Origin of the sequence: Leeuwenhoekiella aestuarii, assembly GCF_004104055.1 — a bacterium.
In the GTDB taxonomy this organism is placed as follows: Bacteria; Bacteroidota; Bacteroidia; order Flavobacteriales; family Flavobacteriaceae; genus Leeuwenhoekiella; species Leeuwenhoekiella aestuarii.
Window position 1 is genome coordinate 16,902 of sequence record NZ_QOVJ01000014.1, and the last position, 19,424, is coordinate 36,325.

17 protein-coding genes are annotated in these 19,424 nt (G+C 41.4%); 15 read left to right on the forward strand and 2 right to left on the reverse strand.

Translation table 11 applies throughout. The features are described 5' to 3' along the window. Nucleotides 1-13: 13 nt before the first annotated feature. The 15 genes from DSM03_RS18100 to DSM03_RS18170 all read left to right on the forward strand — a co-directional run bounded on the left by DSM03_RS18100 (nucleotide 14) and on the right by DSM03_RS18170 (nucleotide 16,138). On the forward strand, nucleotides 14-193 hold the full coding sequence (locus DSM03_RS18100) for an SHOCT domain-containing protein (RefSeq protein ID WP_128760759.1): 180 nt from the start codon (nucleotides 14-16) through the stop codon (nucleotides 191-193). Nucleotides 194-214: 21 nt separating this feature from the next. Beyond that, nucleotides 215-1,729, forward strand: coding sequence for a F0F1 ATP synthase subunit beta (gene atpD / locus DSM03_RS18105; RefSeq protein ID WP_128760758.1), 1,515 nt, complete (start codon nucleotides 215-217; stop codon nucleotides 1,727-1,729). 13 nt (nucleotides 1,730-1,742) lie between these two features. Then, nucleotides 1,743-2,132 (forward strand): F0F1 ATP synthase subunit epsilon, encoded by a 390-nt coding sequence (locus DSM03_RS18110; RefSeq protein ID WP_128760757.1) that lies wholly within the window; start codon nucleotides 1,743-1,745, stop codon nucleotides 2,130-2,132. A gap of 1 nt (nucleotide 2,133) precedes the next feature. Further along, complete coding sequence (locus DSM03_RS18115; protein WP_128760756.1) at nucleotides 2,134-2,457, forward strand: AtpZ/AtpI family protein; 324 nt, start codon at nucleotides 2,134-2,136, stop codon at nucleotides 2,455-2,457. Further along, nucleotides 2,450-2,764, forward strand: coding sequence for an ATP synthase subunit I (locus DSM03_RS18120; RefSeq protein ID WP_128760755.1), 315 nt, complete (start codon nucleotides 2,450-2,452; stop codon nucleotides 2,762-2,764). Before DSM03_RS18115 ends, DSM03_RS18120 begins: the two co-directional genes overlap by 8 nt. Then, a complete protein-coding gene (locus tag DSM03_RS18125; RefSeq protein WP_128760754.1) occupies nucleotides 2,754-3,455 on the forward strand; it encodes a F0F1 ATP synthase subunit A in 702 nt (233 codons plus the stop codon). The genes DSM03_RS18120 and DSM03_RS18125 overlap by 11 nt, the downstream gene beginning before the upstream one ends. A gap of 10 nt (nucleotides 3,456-3,465) precedes the next feature. Further along, complete coding sequence (locus DSM03_RS18130) at nucleotides 3,466-3,735, forward strand: F0F1 ATP synthase subunit C (RefSeq protein WP_128760753.1); 270 nt, start codon at nucleotides 3,466-3,468, stop codon at nucleotides 3,733-3,735. Between the two features lie 6 nt (nucleotides 3,736-3,741). After that, on the forward strand, nucleotides 3,742-4,539 hold the full coding sequence (locus DSM03_RS18135) for a F0F1 ATP synthase subunit B family protein (protein ID WP_128760752.1): 798 nt from the start codon (nucleotides 3,742-3,744) through the stop codon (nucleotides 4,537-4,539). Between the two features lies 1 nt (nucleotide 4,540). Then, on the forward strand, nucleotides 4,541-6,058 hold the full coding sequence (locus DSM03_RS18140) for an alternate F1F0 ATPase, F1 subunit alpha (RefSeq protein WP_128760751.1): 1,518 nt from the start codon (nucleotides 4,541-4,543) through the stop codon (nucleotides 6,056-6,058). Further along, nucleotides 6,058-6,942 carry a F0F1 ATP synthase subunit gamma gene (locus DSM03_RS18145; RefSeq protein ID WP_128760750.1) on the forward strand — a complete coding sequence of 295 codons (885 nt, stop codon included), beginning with the start codon at nucleotides 6,058-6,060 and terminating at the stop codon, nucleotides 6,940-6,942. The genes DSM03_RS18140 and DSM03_RS18145 overlap by 1 nt, the downstream gene beginning before the upstream one ends. 232 nt (nucleotides 6,943-7,174) lie before the next feature. Next, a complete protein-coding gene (locus DSM03_RS18150) occupies nucleotides 7,175-9,562 on the forward strand; it encodes a phosphoketolase family protein (RefSeq protein ID WP_128763431.1) in 2,388 nt (795 codons plus the stop codon). Next, nucleotides 9,547-10,545, forward strand: a complete 999-nt coding sequence (locus DSM03_RS18155; protein ID WP_128760748.1) for a class I fructose-bisphosphate aldolase — start codon at nucleotides 9,547-9,549, stop codon at nucleotides 10,543-10,545. The genes DSM03_RS18150 and DSM03_RS18155 overlap by 16 nt, the downstream gene beginning before the upstream one ends. A 42-nt stretch (nucleotides 10,546-10,587) precedes the next feature. Further along, nucleotides 10,588-13,089: a cation-translocating P-type ATPase gene (locus tag DSM03_RS18160; RefSeq protein ID WP_128760747.1), complete on the forward strand. Its 2,502-nt coding sequence runs from the start codon at nucleotides 10,588-10,590 to the stop codon at nucleotides 13,087-13,089. Between the two features lie 222 nt (nucleotides 13,090-13,311). Further along, nucleotides 13,312-14,160, forward strand: coding sequence for a universal stress protein (locus DSM03_RS18165; protein ID WP_128760746.1), 849 nt, complete (start codon nucleotides 13,312-13,314; stop codon nucleotides 14,158-14,160). Between the two features lie 517 nt (nucleotides 14,161-14,677). Then, nucleotides 14,678-16,138, forward strand: coding sequence for a glycoside hydrolase family 130 protein (locus DSM03_RS18170; protein ID WP_128760745.1), 1,461 nt, complete (start codon nucleotides 14,678-14,680; stop codon nucleotides 16,136-16,138). Here DSM03_RS18170 and DSM03_RS18175 read toward each other — a convergent pair. Further along, nucleotides 16,135-17,145, reverse strand: coding sequence for a glycosyltransferase family 4 protein (locus DSM03_RS18175; protein WP_128760744.1), 1,011 nt, complete (start codon nucleotides 17,143-17,145; stop codon nucleotides 16,135-16,137). The genes DSM03_RS18170 and DSM03_RS18175 overlap by 4 nt on opposite strands. Then, complete coding sequence (locus DSM03_RS18180; protein WP_128760743.1) at nucleotides 17,142-19,418, reverse strand: glycosyltransferase family 4 protein; 2,277 nt, start codon at nucleotides 19,416-19,418, stop codon at nucleotides 17,142-17,144. The genes DSM03_RS18175 and DSM03_RS18180 overlap by 4 nt, the downstream gene beginning before the upstream one ends. Nucleotides 19,419-19,424 lie beyond the last annotated feature (6 nt).

Sequence of the window (19,424 nt, forward strand, 5' to 3'; positions counted from 1 at the left end):
TAATTTCTGAGGAATGCACGTGATCTGGTGGTTTATCTGGGGCATTTTACTCCTGTGGATGTTTGCCACGCCTTACGAAATCCCTGGTCAATTTACCCGAAAAGAGACTCCCTTAGATATTTTAAAAAGACGTTTTGCTTATGGAGAAATTAATATGACAGAGTATAAAAAATTAAAAGAACACCTGCGTTAACAACTCAATGAAGAATCTGAAATGAACAAAAACACAAAATTTTCCGTAGAAAAAATGCAGTATGGTACAATTAGTTCCGTGCGTGGGAGTGTGGTTGATGTTCGGTTTGAAACGAATTTACCTGCTGTCTGTACGGTTTTGTATTCAGGAAAAGAGAATGAGATTGTTATTGAAGTCCTGTCGCAAAAAGATGAATTTACGGTTCGGGGTATTGCGCTAAATCACACACAAGGACTTGCCCGTGGAATGCGCGTTAAAACCGATAGAAGCGAACTTACCGTCCCCGTTGGGAACCACATTTTAGGGAGAATGTTTGATGTTTTTGGGAACACGATAGATCATCTTGAGCCGCTTAAAGAAGGTGAACTCCGCAAGGTGCATCAACCACCACCTCCTTTATCAAAAAGAGCGGTTAAGGCTGAGGTTTTTGAAACGGGAATTAAAGCAATTGATGTTTTGGTGCCTTTAGAACGGGGTGGTAAAGCCGGACTATTTGGTGGTGCAGGCGTAGGTAAAACCATTTTGTTAACTGAAATCATACACAATATGGTGGGTCATAACCACGGTGTGAGTATGTTTTGTGGTATTGGTGAGCGTTGCCGGGAAGGGAACGAATTGTACAACGCGATGAAAGAGGCCGGTCTTTTAAAAGATATGGTGCTAATTTTTGGGCAGATGAACGAACCGCCGGGAGCACGATTCCGGGTGGGGCACGCTGCTTTGACAATGGCCGAATATTTTAGGGATGAAGAGAAACGCGATGTGTTATTACTGATAGATAATATTTTCCGGTTTATTCAAGCGGGAATGGAAGTCTCTGGTTTGATGGGGCAAATGCCTTCCCGATTGGGATACCAACCCACAATGGGTACCGAGCTTGCAGAATTGGAAGAGCGAATTGCGTATACCAATACCGGGGCGATTACCTCAATACAGGCGGTTTATATACCGGCTGATGATTTAACAGATCCTGCTGCCGTACATACGTTCTCCCATCTTTCTGCATCTATTACGCTTTCGCGGAAAAAAGCCAGCGAAGGATTATATCCTGCGATTGACTTATTACAATCCAATTCTAAGATGACCACCCCGGGGATTATAGGTCAAAAACATTATGATCTCTCGCAGCAAATACGAGAAACTCTGGCGCAGTATGAAGAATTAAAAGACATCATCTCGATGTTGGGCATGGAACAGCTTTCCGTTAAAGACCGCCTAGTGGTGAATCGGGCGAGGAGAATAGAACGTTTTTTAACCCAGCCATTTTCAGCTACAGAGCAATACAGCGGTATTAAAGGCAAGCAAGTTCCTTTACAAGATGCTTTAGACGGTTGTCAGCGCATTCTGAATGACGAATTTAAAGACTATCCGGAAAGTGCTTTTTATATGATAGGTACTATCGATGAGGCTAAAATGCCTAAAAATGAAGAGAAACCCAAACCCGGGGATAGTGTTGAACATAAACCTAAAGAACCCGAAAAAGGCGAGAAAAAAAAGAAGCCTACGACTGAAAAAGAAGTTGTAGTAAACGCATAAAAATCTAAACCAGATGAATTTAAAAATCCTGCTTCCGTATAAACTATTTGCAGACATTAAAAATGTGAAAAGCATTGTGATGGAAACCAGTGAAGGTTGTTTTGGGATGTTACCTAACCGCCTGGATTGTGTGGCAGCACTAGTTCCGGGTATTTTAAGCTATAGAACGACTACTCAAAAAACAAACTATATAGCCGTTGACGAGGGAGTTATGGTAAAGGCTGGTAGCGCAGTATTGATATCGGTACTCAACGCTACGGGAGGTACCGACCTTGGAAAGTTGGGTGAACTTATAAAAACGGAGTTTAACAAAAAGGAGGAAGATCAACGCAAAGCACAAAGGGTAATTGCCAAGCTCGAGAGGGGCTTTGTATATAGCTTTGATAAATTCAGAAACCATTAAAATGGAATCCGAATTTCATAACGAATCCAGTTCTTTTAGTGAAGCAATTGCAAAAAAAGAAAAGCGGAAGCTCAATACACAGCAAAAGAAAAATAGTGTTTGGTCTGGTTTGGGAATGATGGGAATGGTTGGCTGGTCTGTTGTGGTTCCTGCGGTGATCGGTTCGGCTGTAGGGCTGTGGCTCGATAAACATCATCCGCAATCTTTTTCCTGGACGCTTACGCTTTTGTTAATCGGTGTTATCATCGGCGCAATAATCGCGGGGTACTGGGTACAAAAAGAAGATAGTGAAATACATAATGATAAAAACGATGATGATGAATGAATCCTTGATACTGATTTTATGTTTTACTGCGGGGATGATCCTGGGCGTTCTGTTTTTTGGTGGACTCTGGTTGACGGTGCGCAAATCGGTAAATGCCAAAATCCCCGAACTGTGGATTTTTGGAAGTTTCCTTTTACGAACAAGCATAACTTTAGTAGGGTTTTACTTTATAAGCGGCACAGAATGGCAACGTCTTATTTTCTGTTTATTGGGATTTATAACAGCAAGATATCTGGTGATGCGAGCAACCAAAAAATGGGATGCCAAACATGAAATTCTAGAAAAAGAAGAAAACCATGGAGCTTAGTCCCGACCAAACAATTTTCTGGCAGTATGGTTTTATCACCATCAATCTGACTCTGGTTACGACCTGGGGCATTATGCTGTTCTTGATAAGTTCTTCGGTTGTGGTAACCCGCAAATTAAAAACCGGACTTCAAATCTCACGCTGGCAATGTTTTGTCGAAATGATCGTAACCGGTATTAACGATCAGATTAAAGAAGTGGGCTTGAATAAACCACAGGAATACATCGGTTTTATAGGTACTTTGTTTTTGTTTATAGGTGTTTCGAACGTGTGTATTATTTTTCCGGGATACACGCCACCCACGGCATCCCTATCCACCACAGCAGCTTTGGCCTTGTGTGTATTTCTTGCGGTTCCGTTTTACGGGATTAGCAAAACCGGAATTCTGGGTTATCTCAAATCCTACCTGCAACCCACTTGGATTATGCTTCCGTTTAACCTTATCAGCGAGGTGTCACGTACACTGGCACTGGCAGTTCGTTTATTTGGAAACATTATGAGCGGCGGTATGATAGTGGCTATTTTATTAAGCATTTCGCCCTTTATTTTTCCAGTTATTATGAATGCGCTGGGCTTACTTACAGGCACGGTACAAGCGTACATTTTTAGTATTCTGGCAACGGTTTACATCGCCGCTGCTGTTCAGAATACCAAAAATAAAAAGAAACCTAAAATACTAAACACTAACTAAATCTCTAAAAATGGACAGTACAACTTCAATAGCCATCGCATCAATTATTACTGCCGGTCTCACTACCGCTGTAGGATGTATGATGCCGGCAATAGGCGAAGGCAAGGCTGTTTCTACGGCATTGAGCTCAATAGCACAGCAGCCAGATGCGGCTCCTACCATTACCCGAACGTTATTTGTGGGCCTAGCAATGATCGAGTCTACCGCGATTTATTGCTTTGTAGTGGCAATGATTCTCCTTTTTGCAAATCCCTTCTGGAACCACGTAATCGCTAATTAAAATCCTATGAAAATCAACTGGTTCACGGTAATAGCGCAAGTCATCAATTTCCTAATTCTGGTGTGGTTGCTCAAAAAATTCTTATACAAACCCATTCTGAATGCAGTGAATACCCGAGAAAAAAAAATTACTGATGAACTGAAAGATGCCGATGCTCAAAAAGCGTCTGCACAACAGGAAAAGGACGATTTTAAAAAGAAGAATACAGATTTTGATACTCATAAGAAAAACCTAATGGCAGCGGCAGTTGCAGATGCGGCTACTCAAAAAGAGCAGCTTATAACTGCGGCCAAGACCCAAGCCAATGAACTGCGAACCACTATGGAAAAAGCCGCTCAGGAAGATCAGAAGAATGAGAATGCAGCACGTGCTCACGACAATCAAGATCAGGTTTTTGCGATGACACGTAAAGCCCTTACTGCTATTGCTTCTGTAAGCTTAGAAGAACACGCGGCAAACAGTTTTATTCAACGCTTGAAATCGGCTACAGAAGAAGAAAAAAAGCAAATGCAGGATGCGTTTCAGTCTAAAGAGCATGTTCTTTTAGTACGTTCTGCTTTTGCTCTAGCTGAAGAGCAACAGGCAAGTATAAAGAATGTAGTTAAGGGAGTGTTGAATGTGGAAAAAACAATGGAATTTAAAACAGACCCCCAATTGGTTAGCGGAATCGAACTTTCCACAAGCGGCTATAAACTGGGGTGGAATTTTTCTGAATATATAAATGCTTTGGAAGAACATACAGCTGAAATATCGAAAGAAAAGCTAAAACTGCAATTGGAAAAAAAAGCTGTGATATCCAACTAATATGCAAGCAAAAACCCCTACTCTACCCTATCAGTTCATCGAAGGAATTGAAAATTTTAAATTTCCACTGACACCACGTGAAATTGGAACGGTGACTAGCGTTTCAACAGGAATAGCAACGGTCTCCGGCTTACCTAATGTGGGTTTTGAAGAATTGCTGAAATTTAAAAACGGACTTTTTGGTATTGCTTATAATCTTGATGAAGACGAGATCGGTGTTATTCTTTTAGGAAAAGACTTTTTGCTCAAAGCCGGTGATGAGGTCGAGCGTACCGGTCGCGTGATAGATGTTCCAGTGGGTGATGGATTGATAGGAAGAGTGATTGGTCCGCTTGGCAACCCTTTAGATGATAAAGGCACTGTGTGGTTTCGTGAGCGTTTTCCCATTGAGCGCCCCGCACATCAGATAATGGATCGAAGTGCGGTTTCGGTTCCCTTACAGACGGGTATTAAGGTGATTGACGCGTTGATTCCCATTGGTCGCGGCCAGCGTGAATTGATCGTGGGAGACCGCCAGACCGGTAAAACCGCCATAGCCATTGATGCCATTCTTAATCAGCGTGATAAAAATGTATTGTGTATTTATTGCGCTATTGGCCAAAGAGCTTCTGCTGTGGCAAAAGTGATTGCCAATTTTCAGGAAAAAGGAGCAATGGAATACACCGTAGTGGTGGTTGCCGAAGGGAATAATGCTCCAGGAATCTCCTACATTGCCCCTTATGCAGCGACTAGTATTGCAGAATATTTTATGGAGGCAGGCCGCGATGTGCTTATCGTTTATGATGACCTTACGCATCATGCACGCGCGTATCGAGAACTGTCTTTATTACTACGAAGACCACCGGGGCGAGAAGCTTTTCCCGGTGATATTTTTTACATTCACTCCAGATTGCTAGAACGCTCAACGCATTTAAGCTCTGATTTAAAAGGCGGTTCGCTTACGGCTTTGCCAATTATAGAAACCGAAGCACAGAACATTTCGGCATACATCCCCACAAATTTAATTTCCATAACAGACGGGCAAATCTATTTATCGCCTAAACTTTTTGAACTTGGAATTCTACCGGCTGTTGATGTTGGAAAATCGGTTTCCAGGGTTGGAGATAAAGCGCAGTTGTTCGCGTATCGCGCTATTGCAAAACTAAAACTCGAGTATGCTCAGTTTGAAGAATTAGAAAGCTTCACCCGCTTCGGAACCCGACTCGATGAGGGCACTAAAAAGACAATCGCTCACGGAAAGCGTATTCGCGAATGTTTGAAACAAGAAGAGCATCAGCAGTTGACGGTATCTGAACAAATCGTGATTTTACTTTCTTTGAAAGCAGGTCTTTTAGATACAATTGTCATCGAAAGGATTCAAGAAGCAGAGCAGGAATTACTTAACAATATGGATTCTTTTCCGCAGGAAATTATACAACGTATTACTTCTAACGAAAAGCTAAGCGAGGAAGATAGCCAGACGATTCTCAAAATTTCTGAAACGCTACTGAAATTCTTCTTAGATAAACCCGAAGTCTGATGGATACTTTAGAAAACCTACGCGGTAAGATTGAAGGCGCCAAAGATTTAAAGTCGGTGGTGAATGCCATGAAAGCGATGGCAGGTTCTAATATTATTCAATATGAGACCGCTGTAAGTTCCCTTGCAGCTTATTATTATACTATAGCTCTAGGAATCGTTGGATATTTTAAAGCTGAGCAGATTGCAGCAATTGAAAAACCGAAGGGATTTAAAAATAAAGAAGAAGTGATTTGTGCCATTGTTTTTGGTTCTGATCAGGGATTGGTTGGGCAGTTTAATGATTCTATGGCAAACTTTGTTTCTGAATACTTTAAGGCTTTAACCGGAAAAAAAGAGGTTTGGGTAGTAGGCGAACGGATGCAACTGTTGTTGTCTGATGAAGGTTTTAATACTTCAAAAATATACCCGGTACCTAATGCTATTAATGGGGTTACGCCTTTAATTACTGAAATTTTAAACCAAAGTAGGAAAAGTCAGGATAACGAGAACATTTCAGTCTTTTATATTTTTCACAATAAGCCTAAACCAGATTCGGGTTATATCCCGGTAATGCAGCGTTTCCTACCATTAGATCAACAGTGGAAGGATGACTTACAAGAAACCGAATGGCCTACAAAATTACTTCCGCAGCTTGCAGGAGCTGTACGTCCCACACTTGCTACTCTAATTAAAGGCTATCTATTTACTTCGTTATTTAAGGCCTGTGTAGAATCATTAGCGAGTGAAAATGCGAGCCGGTTAGAAGCCATGCAACGCGCAGAAAAAAATATTAGTGATCAGCTAGAGGATCTCAACAAAAAATACCATCGACTTCGCCAAAGCTCAATTGATGAAGAATTGTTTGACGTGGTTTCAGGTTCTGAAGCATTGAAAAAGTCATAATTCCCTTCAACGTGCAGATGTGTGGTTTATGCAAGAATTAATCGAAATAGAACAAGAGCGCGGATTCTTTAAAAGGGTACCTTTTTTCATTCTTAGAAAGATCATCAAATCAAAGCGTATAACGCGAAAAGGAATTAGGAGCTTGATGGATCTTTCTGAATCAAATGCAAATTAGGGCTTCCGCAGCTTTAAAATCTTGCTTGATTAAACCCGAATACACTAAAATAAAACTATGGAAGCAGAATTGATTAATACAGCCACCGGAATATTGTCTCCCGATCTTCTAAGAAAGATAAACGCCTATTGGCGCGCTGCTAACTATCTTTCGGTAGGGCAACTTTATTTGCGGGAGAACCCGTTACTTAAGGAGCCTTTAAAGCTTTCTCACGTAAAGAAAATGTTGTTGGGTCACTGGGGAACTACCCCGGGTCAAAATTTTATCTACGTCCATCTCAATAGAATTATAAAAGAATACGACCTCGATATGTTTTACATCGCAGGTCCGGGTCACGGTGGTCCTGCATTAGTAGGAAACACCTATTTGGAAGGTACCTATAGTGAGATTTATCCCGATATAAGTCAGGATGAGGACGGACTCAGAAAATTATTTACCCAGTTTTCGTATCCCGGAGGAATCCCAAGTCATGTATCTCCTGATTGTCCGGGTTCGATTCACGAAGGAGGAGAATTAGGCTATTCTCTAAGCCATGCATTTGGCGCAGCCTTTGACAATCCTGAACTCATCATATCCTGTATTATTGGTGATGGCGAGGCAGAAACCGGTCCGCTAGCTACCGCTTGGCATTCTAATAAATTTCTGAATCCCGTTACAGACGGCGCTGTTTTGCCTATTCTGCATTTAAACGGATATAAAATTGCAAACCCAACCATACTGGCAAGAATTCCACATAAAGAGCTCAAAAAGTTGCTTAAAGGCTATGGTTGGAAACCTTATTTCGTAGAAGGTGATAATCCCGAATTGATGCATCATATAATGGCAGAAGTTATGGATGAGGTGGTCAAAGAAATTCAGCAAATTCGAAATGATGCCCGTAGTAAGGGAGTGACCAAAAGACCGCGCTGGCCAATGATCGTGCTCAAATCTCCCAAAGGCTGGACCGGACCAAAAGAAGTAGACGGTTATAAAATAGAAGGAACCTTTAGAGCGCATCAAATACCGCTGCAGGTAGATCGAGAGCATCCACAACATCTGCGTGTACTGGAGGAGTGGATGAAAAGTTATAAGCCGGAAGAGTTGTTTACCGAAGTAGGGAAACTTGTGCCTGAATTAGCTGCACTTGCACCAAAAGGCGAACGCAGAATGGGCGCAAACCCACATACAAATGGAGGGAAATTACTGCGCGATCTGGTGATACCTAACTTTAGAAATTATGCGGTTGAAACGCACACCCCGGGATCTGTAAAAGCTTCAGATACGAACCAAATGGGCATTTTTCTGAGAGATATTGTTAAACACAATCAGGAGCAACGAAACTTTAGGATTTTTGGACCGGATGAGATTCTTTCCAATCGCCTAAATGCTGTTTTTGAAGAAACAGACAGGCAGTGGGAATCAGGATCCAGAGTAAATGATGAGTTTCTTGCTTTGGAAGGCAGTGCGGTAGAAATGCTAAGCGAGCATCAATGTGAAGGTTGGTTAGAGGGCTATTTACTTACGGGAAGACACGGGCTATTTACGAGTTATGAAGCCTTCATACATATTGTTGATTCTATGTTTAATCAGCACGCAAAGTGGTTAAAAGTAAGTGCACGAATCCCGTGGAGAACAAAAATTGCGTCTCTAAATTATTTGCTGGCTTCCCACGTTTGGCAGCAAGCTCATAACGGAGATACGCATCAGGATCCCGGTTTTATTGATCACGTGGTCAATAAAAAAGCTTCCATAGTGCGGGTATACCTTCCGCCGGATGCGAACTGTTTACTGTCTGTAACCGATCATTGTTTGAGAAGCCGTCATTATGTAAATGTGATTATTGCCGGTAAATATCTGGCTCCGCAGTGGTTAAATATGGAAGACGCGATAGCGCATTGTACCCGAGGAATTAGTATCTGGAAATGGGCAAGTACTTACCACGGTACTAATCCTGATGTGGTGATGGCAAGCTGTGGGGATGTGCCTACACTAGAGTCACTTGCAGCAGTTTCCATTCTTAAAGAATTTTTACCAGAGCTCAATGTAAGAGTCGTAAACGTTGTTGATCTGATGAAATTAGAATCGAATACCGAGCACCCACACGGATTGACTGATGAGGAGTTTGACAGGTATTTCACGGCAGACAAGCCGATTATTTTTGCTTTTCATGGTTATCCGAAACTCGTACATACCCTTACCTATCGCCGTACAAACCATGTCAATATGCATGTGCATGGTTATAACGAAGAAGGTACAATCACAACGTTTTTTGACAATCTAGTGGCTAACGACTTAGACCGCTTTCATTTAGTGATAGATGTTGTAAATCGTTTGTCTCATCTGGGTGAAAAAGGACAGGCGGTAAAACTTATGCTTGAGGAAAAACTGGTTAAACACAGCGCATACATCATCAAAAACGGTGAAGATTTACCGGAAATCCGCAATTGGAAATGGAAAAAAAACTAGACAATTCGTATTTAAAAGAGACGATACGCTTACTCTTCGCCGGCAACAAGCGTTTTGAAGCCTTGGGAATCCCACAGACACTTGAAATGCGCCGTAATTATCGCGAATTGATCATCAAAACCCCGGGTTTGAATGAAAGTATAGGCGGTGTTATTTTATACGATGAAACGATACGGCAACGAACTAAAGACGGAATTAAGTTTACGCAGTTATTGAAAAATGCCGGTATAATTTTCGGAATAAAAGTAGACACAGGAGCGAAGCCAATGGCCGCTTTTCCGGGTGAAAAAGTCACCGAAGGCCTTGATGGTTTGCGCGAACGTCTCGCTGAATACAAAAAGATGGATGTTCGTTTTGCTAAGTGGAGGATGGTGATTGCCATAGCAGCGGAGATCCCCACCACTGCCTGCATCGAGGCAAATATTCATGCTTTGGTACGCTATGCCGCTTTATGCCAGGAAGCAGAAATTGTACCTATTGTTGAACCCGAAATCCTGATGAGTGGAAATCATACAATAGAACGTTGTTACCAGATTTCTGAGGACGTATTAAAACGGCTTTTTTATCAGTTGTATCAATTTGGAGTCGATTTAGAAGGAATGATTTTAAAACCAAATATGGTTAGTTCCGGGAAAGCCCGGGTGGTTCATAGCAGTGTTGATGAAGTGGCAGAAGCTACAATAAAGTGTTTACGGGCATCGGTGCCGGCAAGTGTGCCTGCGATTGCGTTCTTGTCTGGCGGTCAATCTTCTCTGGAAGCCGCAACCCATTTAAATGCGATGCATACCCAATTTAAAAATCAGCTGCCATGGATGCTTACTTTTTCTTTTGGCAGAGCCATTCAACAACCGGCATTAGAAGTTTGGAAAGGCCGGGATGAAAACATAAAAAAAGCTCATAAGTTACTGTATCTGGCAGCGAAATCTGATGTTTCCGCACGTTTAGGGAAATATTTTAACGAGATGGATCGAGCTGCATTTTAAACTTATTTGACCAGAGAAATAGAACATTGAAAAGTTTTAAATATGACTGCTATTACTCATTTTAATATTAAAGGGTTAACGGAAGTGCAGGTTTTAGAAGCCCGAAGGAATCACGGTGGTAACAGTCTTGATTATAAAAAGGAAAGTGGCTTTTTTGCAGCTTTGAAAAGTATTGCCAAAGAACCAATGGTTCTGTTGTTGCTGGCGACTTCTTCCATTTATTTTATTAGCGGAAAAACCGGCGATGGTATTTTTATGGCTTCGGCAATTTTGCTGGTTGTTGCGATCTCCCTGTATCAGAATTCGCGAAGCCGTAATGCGCTTGAGAAATTAAAAGATCTTACGCAACCGGTTTGTAAAGTCATTCGCTCTGGCGACATACAGGAAGTTACGAGTGAGGAATTAGTACTGGGAGATAGTCTGATGATTGAAGAAGGCACTGCGATTGCTGCAGATGGAACGATTGTTCACTCCAATGATTTTTCGGTAGATGAGTCGATCCTTACCGGGGAATCTTTATCGGTTTACAAAGACAAGGATTCTGATAAAAATGAAGTGTATCGAGGAACCACAGTTGCCGGAGGTCTCGCAATTATTACGATTACCGCTATCGGCAATAAAACCCGACTGGGAGAAATTGGCAAGAGCCTGGAAGACATTCAGGAAGAAAAAACCCCGCTTGAACGCCAAATCAACAGTTTTGTTAAGAAGATGGTTATTGCGGGAGTGCTCGTCTTTAGTATCGTCTGGGCGATAAACTATTTTCAATCCTACAGTTTTACAAGTAGTTTGATCGAAGCACTTACACTGGCGATGAGTATTCTGCCGGAAGAAATTCCCGTGGCATTTACCACATTTATGGCATTGGGAGCCTGGCGTTTGATGAAACTGGGCATTGTGGTTAAGCAAATGAAAACGGTAGAAACCTTAGGCAGTGCAACGAAGATTTGCACCGATAAAACCGGCACACTTACAGAAAATAAAATGACACTTGCCAAAGTGTTTACGCTGGTAGATTCTAAAATCACAGAAACAGCGGCTATTGCAAGCGATACTGAAAAAGAGTTGGTACGCCTGTCGATGTGGGCGAGTGAACCCATACCTTTTGATCCTATGGAAATCGCGCTGCATCAGGTGTATAAAACTACAAATATTACTGATGAAAGACCCGATTTTAAGTTGGTGCACGAGTATCCCTTAGATGGAAAACCACCCATGATGACGCACATTTTTGAAGATACTTCCGGTAATCGCATCATTGCAGCAAAAGGAGCTCCGGAAGCGATGCTGGAAGTTTCCGATTTGACTGAAGTTCAACAAAAACAGATTGAAAACGCCTTGGAAAGCCTTACAGGAGAAGGGTTTCGGGTACTGGGAGTTGGTGAAGCGGACTTTAAAGGCAAAGACTATCCTAAAAGACAGCAGGATTTTAAATTCAGTTTTAAAGGAATTATCGCGTTCTACGATCCGCCGAAAAAAAATATAACTCAGGTTTTAGAGGATTTCTATTCCGCAGGAATTCAGGTTAAAATTATTACAGGTGACAACGCTACAACTACAGGAGCGATTGCAAAACAAGTGGGATTCAAAGGCTTTGAAAAGAGTATTTCGGGAGAAGCATTGATGCAATTATCTGATGCTGAAATTCAAAAAATAGTAACGGATACGAATGTCTTTACCCGAATGTTTCCGGAGGCAAAACTGAAAATAATAGAAGCTCTTAAAACTAATAAAGAAATCGTAGCGATGATTGGCGACGGGGTCAACGATGGCCCTGCATTAAAAGCGGCTCACATAGGCGTGGCGATGGGAACCAAAGGCACCGAAATCGCTAAACAAGCGGCTTCTCTTATTTTAAAGGAAGATGACTTGTCGAAGTTGGTTGACGCCGTAGCGATGGGAAGACGCATTTATGCCAACCTTAAAAAAGCGATTCAGTATATTATTTCCATTCATATTCCTATCATTCTGACGGTGTTTTTACCGCTGGCTTTGGGTTGGATTTATCCTAATATTTTCTCGCCCATACACATCATTTTTCTGGAATTGATTATGGGACCTACCTGTTCTATAATTTATGAAAATGAACCGATTGAAGCAAATAGTATGCTTGAAAAACCCAGAGCGTTTACCAGTACTTTTTTCAATATGAAAGAGTTGGCTACCAGTATAATTCAGGGAGTGGTAATAGCTGTAGGAAGCTTGTTTGTTTATCAATATGCGGTTTGGCAGGGCTATAATGAAGCGCTCACCCGTACGATGGTTTTTACGTTGCTTATCGTAGCTAATATCGTTTTGACTCTGGTTAACCGGTCTTTTTACTATTCGGTATTAACGACGCTGAAGTATAAAAATAAACTTGTACCGCTCATCATCGCGATCACCATTGGCATTACTGTGGTACTGCTATTTGTAAAACCAGTGACCGATTTCTTTCAGTTTGAACGTCCAGATTTTCTGCAGATTCTAATGAGTTGTGCAGCCGGTTTCCTTTCTGTTATTTGGTATGAAGCTGTAAAATGGCGGAAGCGCCTGAGGGAATGAAAATGCATATATAAATATTATTATAATCAATTAATCATACAATTGACTGAAGCGTTCGTAAGCGCACAAAATGTGGGAGATGTATAAAAAATTATAGGAATTCAACAAAAAGCAGCACCGTATTATTCTGAAATTGTGTTACTGCGATAGCGTTAGAACCACTTGATATCGGTAGTTCACAACCCGATACTATGAGATTTCACCTAAGTAACAAAACTTGATATGAAACGTATTTTATTACCAACAGATTTTTCGGAAGATTCATTCAATGCAATTCAATATGCGCTACAGTTGATGCAGAGTGAGACTTGTACATTTGTACTCTTACATACCTACACCCCTCCCATGATAAGCACGCATACCATGCTTGATAGTTCAGCTGTGTGGAGCATTCAAAAAAGTGTTGAAGACAACGCACGTAGAAATCTTGATGATTTATCTGAAAAACTGCAACTCGACTTTCCTAATACTAAACACAGCTTTAAAACTCGGGTTTCTTTTAACCTTCTAGTGCCTGAAATGGGTGAGGTTGTCCTTAAAGACCGTATTGATCTGGTAATTATGGCAACTCAGGGAGCCACAGGTGCTAAAGAAATCTTTTTGGGGACGAATACGATGTATGCCATTAAACATTTGAAGATTCCGGTGCTGGCGGTACCTGCAAGATATAGCTATCAAATACCCAAACAGATACTTTTTGCTACGGATTATAGTGCAAGCAAAGGCAATCTCTTTTTTAGTCTTTTACGTGATCTTGCCCAAACACATCGGTCACACATCCAAATATTAAACTCCTACTTCGGGGTGCCGCTCCGGGATTCACAAATTGCTTTTAAAGATTACCTAAACACATATTTTAAAGATATCATACATATTTTTCACGTAGTCGATGGGAAAGAAGTGCTTGATGCCATTGAACATTTTGAGTCAGAGAACACCATTGACCTATTGGTAATGGTTCACAACAAACATAATTTTTTCGAAAACCTATTGTTTAACCCCACGATCAATAAGATCGTTTATCATACCAAAGTGCCTTTTTTAGTAATACCATCAATTAAACAGAACTAACTTCAACCTTTGAGATATTGATTTAAAAATTGAGGTAGAAACTTAACCCCATTATTCTAAAAAGAAATGATTCTAATAGAAAATGGAATTATTATTACTTTAAATCACGTAACTCATAGTAGAAAGCTTCTGTTACAGATTTAGATTTAAATATTCTATTGGCATTAAATACAACTTCCGGTGAATCTGAAAATTAGTTCAATAGATCAATAAATTTTAAAAAAAAACCAAAACTGAGGTTTATATTTTCTAGGAGCGGAATCTGTTAAAAGCAACTTCTTTTGCGGGATTGAATTCAAGAATTTTGAATGAACCCTTTGTCCTACTCTATAGTCTTTTACGGCATATCCTGAAATGAGATGAATTCATCAATGATACCAATAATAGTATATAAAATACTAAGTGACTAAATGCATCCATCAGAACTTTGTCTACTTCTTTTAGAAACAACAATAAGTCACTTTAAGAAAGATTTCTATTTAAAATAGGTGTACCTTCTTTTCATAAAATAAAAGCTATGAGAGTTTCGGTAGTTCGTAAACAAATTAATTTTTTACCAGACTCAAGCAGGGTTGTCGCCAGGTATTTTATGAACGGTGATCTGCGCACACAAAACCTGGTTACCCGCATCTTAAGAATGAGTTCAGTACAGGTATCAGATGCATTAGAACAAACCCTCAGAGAATTTGCTACGCGGCATCGCAACATCACCCGTCTTTTTCATAAACACTGTGAAAATATTAGACCTATAATTGAAAGGATGGAAATCAATTTCAACCTGCTTTCTGGCGAACAACGCATGCTTATTGGTTCTTACTGCACAATGGAATATTCTCTGGAATCAGCAGCCTTTTTCAATCCTTCTATCGTTGAAGATTTTGATCAGTCGTACCTGCAAAAAGGAGAGAAACGGGTGATTATTTCGTTTCGAGCAACCGGGGAAGGTCATATCTCATCGCTGGTTTTTCGGCGGGCAATTCTGGATTTTGACAATAATCTGCACTTGACCCGTTTAGGCGATTATATCGATATGGCTGAAATTTCGCATAAGAAGCTCTTTGACAAAAAGCATTTTGAAAAACGACTCAGCGAGATGCAGATTGAAAAGCAGTATTCAACCCGTATTATGGCAGGATTGCCCGATCGTTTTGAATATTTCGCACTTAAAAAGCAAGTGTCTGATTTGCTTGCTAACGAAAGCATCAACCCGGCAGCACGCATTGCCTATGAAGAAATGATGTGGCTTTTAGAATCCTTTTACGATTTGATATTTCACCGCGATTCAGATCTCACCGAACGCGTGATTTTTCCCATTGCCGAATCAGAAAGTAACGGTATTGAAGACGCCCGTTTTGTACGCTTTTGCGACGGGGAAGAAAATACGGTTATTTATGCGACCTACACCGCGTACAACGGCCATACCATTTTACCAAAACTTATCGCCACCGAAGATTTTTACACCTTTCGCATTATGCCCCTACGCGGCGAAGGTGCCAAAGGCAAAAACCTGGCACTCTTTCCGAAAAAAATTAAAGGCAAGTATGCGATGCTATCCCGGGTTGACGGAGTTAATAACTACCTGATGTATTCTGAAAGTCCCATTGTGTGGAACAAACCCATACTACTTCAGGAACCTAAATACCCCTGGGAATTTACCCAGATTGGGAATTGCGGCTCCCCGTTATGGACTGAAAAAGGCTGGTTAATCCTCACCCACGGGGTTGGGCCTATGCGCCGCTACTGCATTGGCGCTTCGCTCTTTGACCTTGATGATCCCGCTATAGAACTGGGCAGGCTTGAAGAACCACTATTGATGCCGCTTGAAGAAGAACGCAACGGCTATGTGCCCAATGTTGTGTACTCCTGCGGTTCAATCATTCACAACAACTGCCTGATTATGCCCTATGCCGTTTCAGATTATTCCTCGACTTACGCTGTGGTTAAAATGGAAGAATTGTTTGACGCCCTGCTCAACTAGCTTTTGATAACTTTCACATACGCTGCTTCATAAGCGGTGATCATTTTGTGCATACTAAAATTGGTCTCTGCGTGTGCACGTATTTTCTTTGGATTGAGATTATTGAGTTTTTTAATAGCAGCTACTGCTTCCGCTATCGTTTTAACCAAAAATCCCGATACGCCTTCTACGATAAGCTCGGGCATACTGCCTCTTGAAAATGCGATGACCGGCGTTCCGCACATCATCGCCTCAAGTACGCTCAGGCCAAAAGGTTCTTCAAACGAAATAGGATGCAAGAGCGCTTTTGCCCCGCCCAAAACCACATCACGCTCTTTCTTGCACAGGTTGCCTAAATACTGAATCGTGTCGCCGTTAATTTGTGATTGAATTTGCGACTGGTAATATTGCTCATCCTGAATAAGTCCGGCAATTTTAAGCTGAAGCTTTGCATGGCGTGCAATTGCAATGGCTTTGTCCAGACCTTTTTCCGGGTGAATGCGTCCAAAATATAGCAGATACTCTTCTTTTTTACTGCGGAGGGTAAACAAGGCGGGATCAACACCATGGTAAATCGTATTAAGGTAGTTGAGGCTATCATGCCGGTCTGCATTTGATATCGAAATATAGGCAGTTGTCTCATCGTACTTTTGATATACCGGAAGGATTTTAGGCGAAGAAAACCCGTGAATAGTGGTAATCATCGGGGTTTTAATGAGTCGGGAATAGGTAAGCGGAAGAAAATCAAAGTGGTTGTGAATGATGTCAAATTCTCCCGCCCGCTCCATGAGATTGGTTATGTGCAAACACTCTGATACTTTAGGGTCTGCTTCGCGGTCTTCTTCATACGGTTGCGCGCAAACAGCTTCCAGCGTTCCTGCTGTAACCGAATTTCCGGTTGCAAAAAGGCTCACTTCATGGCCACGTGCAACTAAACCTTCAGTTATGGTTGAAGCAACCTGCTCCCAGGGACCGTAGGTTTCCGGTGGCGTGCGCCAGGCTATGGGAGCGAGAATAGCTATTTTCATACCGATTGTAAATCCTTAATTTTTTCGCTAACAGCACTAGCATCAGCTTTGTAAAATTCTTCATACGCCTGTAATACGGTCAAATGCGAAATGAGATAAGCCAGCGAACTTTCAGCGCCTTGATTTCGGTTGATTCCATAATTTTCAAACCCATCACAACAGCCTTTGGTTTCAAAATCATACAAACTCATACGCAGATCGTTTTCACCCAAAAACCACATAAACGAGTCAAAAAGCTTGGTTAGGTATTTTTTATCACCGGTTAGTAAAAACGCCTGATGAAACATTAACACCATCGCCATCGCATCTATGGGCTGCTGTGCAAAAAAGGAGCGTTCGCCATCTTTTGCATACCATTTATCATTACCAATTACAGAGAGAATACCGTCTTTAAGGGTATGCTCTTCCAGAAATTCCATTGTGGTCATCGCCACGTCAACGATTTGTTTGTCAGGTAGTATCTGGGCTGCGTGCAAGAGCGCCAACGGTAGCATGCCGTTGTCGTAAGCCAGTAAATGTTCAAACCATTTCCAGTCTTCAGAATGACTCACAGCGTATTGATGTAGCAGTTTTTGAGTAAGACTTTTTAAAGTATCTAGTACCGGTTCGTCTGAAGGGTTGGTTTTTAAATAATAACAAATCCCAATCACCGTATTGGCAATGCTGCGTATTGATTGTAGTTTTTCAAAGTTGGGCATCGCATCAAAAAACACCAGTTTACCGGTCTGGTAATAGGCATCGTTAGGCGCATTGCCTATCAAATAGCCCAGTGCCCAGATGGTTCTGCCAAAAGAATCTTCAGAACCCACCTCATCCAAAAAGTTTCGGTTAAAGCTTAGAAAATTTCTAAAGCTGCCATCTGTATTCTGCATATAGTGAATATAGCTCAGGTAAATAGGCATAAACTCAAGCGCCTTTTCATCTTTCTTCTGCTTGTATGTCATCAAAACCATTAGCAACGCGCGGGCGTTATCGTCAAGACAGTAACCTTCCTTTAGATTAGGAATCCCAAATTTTGCATGCTGAATGATCCCGGTATCATCGGTAAGACGTTTGATGTGGGTCAACGAAAAGGGCGGCAGTAAAAGCAGATCGATTACCGTTTCCTTTTTCTCTAAAACCTGCTTGGGAAACGAAAGCAGGCTGTTACACAGATGCAGGTACTTTTTACCAATTTTTGGCCAGGTTACATTTTTTCCGTATTCGTAGGCATTCTCCTGAATTTGTTTTAGGGTTTCCGGTTGATCGAATAACTCATTGAGCAGCGCAGCCAATTGCTCGCTGTTATTAAAATCAAACAATCTGCCCCGATCTTCGGTAAGCAATTCTGCTGCATGCCAATACGGCGTAGAAACTACGGCGCAGCCGGCTCCCATAGCATAAGAAAGCGTCCCGCTTGTAATCTGGGCTTCGTTAAGATAAGGTGTGATGTAAATATCGCACGCGCTCAAATATTTAAACAACTCGACCTCTCCTATAAATTCATTGAGCATGAGCACGTGCGACTGTAAATTAAGGTTTTTGATAAGCAATTGTAAAAACGTACGGTACTCCTCCCCTTCATGCCGCAGCACATTGGGATGAGTTTTACCCAATACAATATAGAGCACCTCGGGATGGGTTTTTATAACCTCAGGCAGTGCGTTAATAACAGTCTCAATCCCTTTATTACGACCGATAAAACCAAACGTAAGAATCACTTTTTTCTTAGTGAGTTTAAATTCGGTCTTTGCAGGCAACCGGTCAAAGTGAATGTTGGGTACACCATGCTCAATAAGTAAAATCTTCTCCTGCTTAACATCGTAGATTTCGGTTAGAAATGAAATCGCTTTATGACTCATCACGACGACCTTATCTGCCATTTTGCAAATCTCTTTGAGAATGGCTTTCTCGCTGTAAGAAGGTGCATCTAGAATTGTATGTAACGTCACAATACACGGGATCTCCAGCCGGTGCAAAAGCGGAAGAATATAAACGCCGCTTAGCCCTCCAAAAATACCAAACTCATGTTCCAGAATGCAAATATCTGCACCGCTCAGGTTGATGTAGTTTGCTGCTTCCAGATAATCGGTTTGCTGTTCCTGTTGAATTTGCAGTTTTACTTCTTTGGGGTAATTGTAATTTTGATTACCATCGTTCAATGCCACTACCAGTAGTTCATTTTCGGCAATACCCTGATCATCAAAACCTAACATAGACTGGGTTAGGTTTTGAGTGAATGTCCCTATGCCGCATTCGCGCGGCGGATAGGTTCCTATATACGCTAGCTTCATACCGTG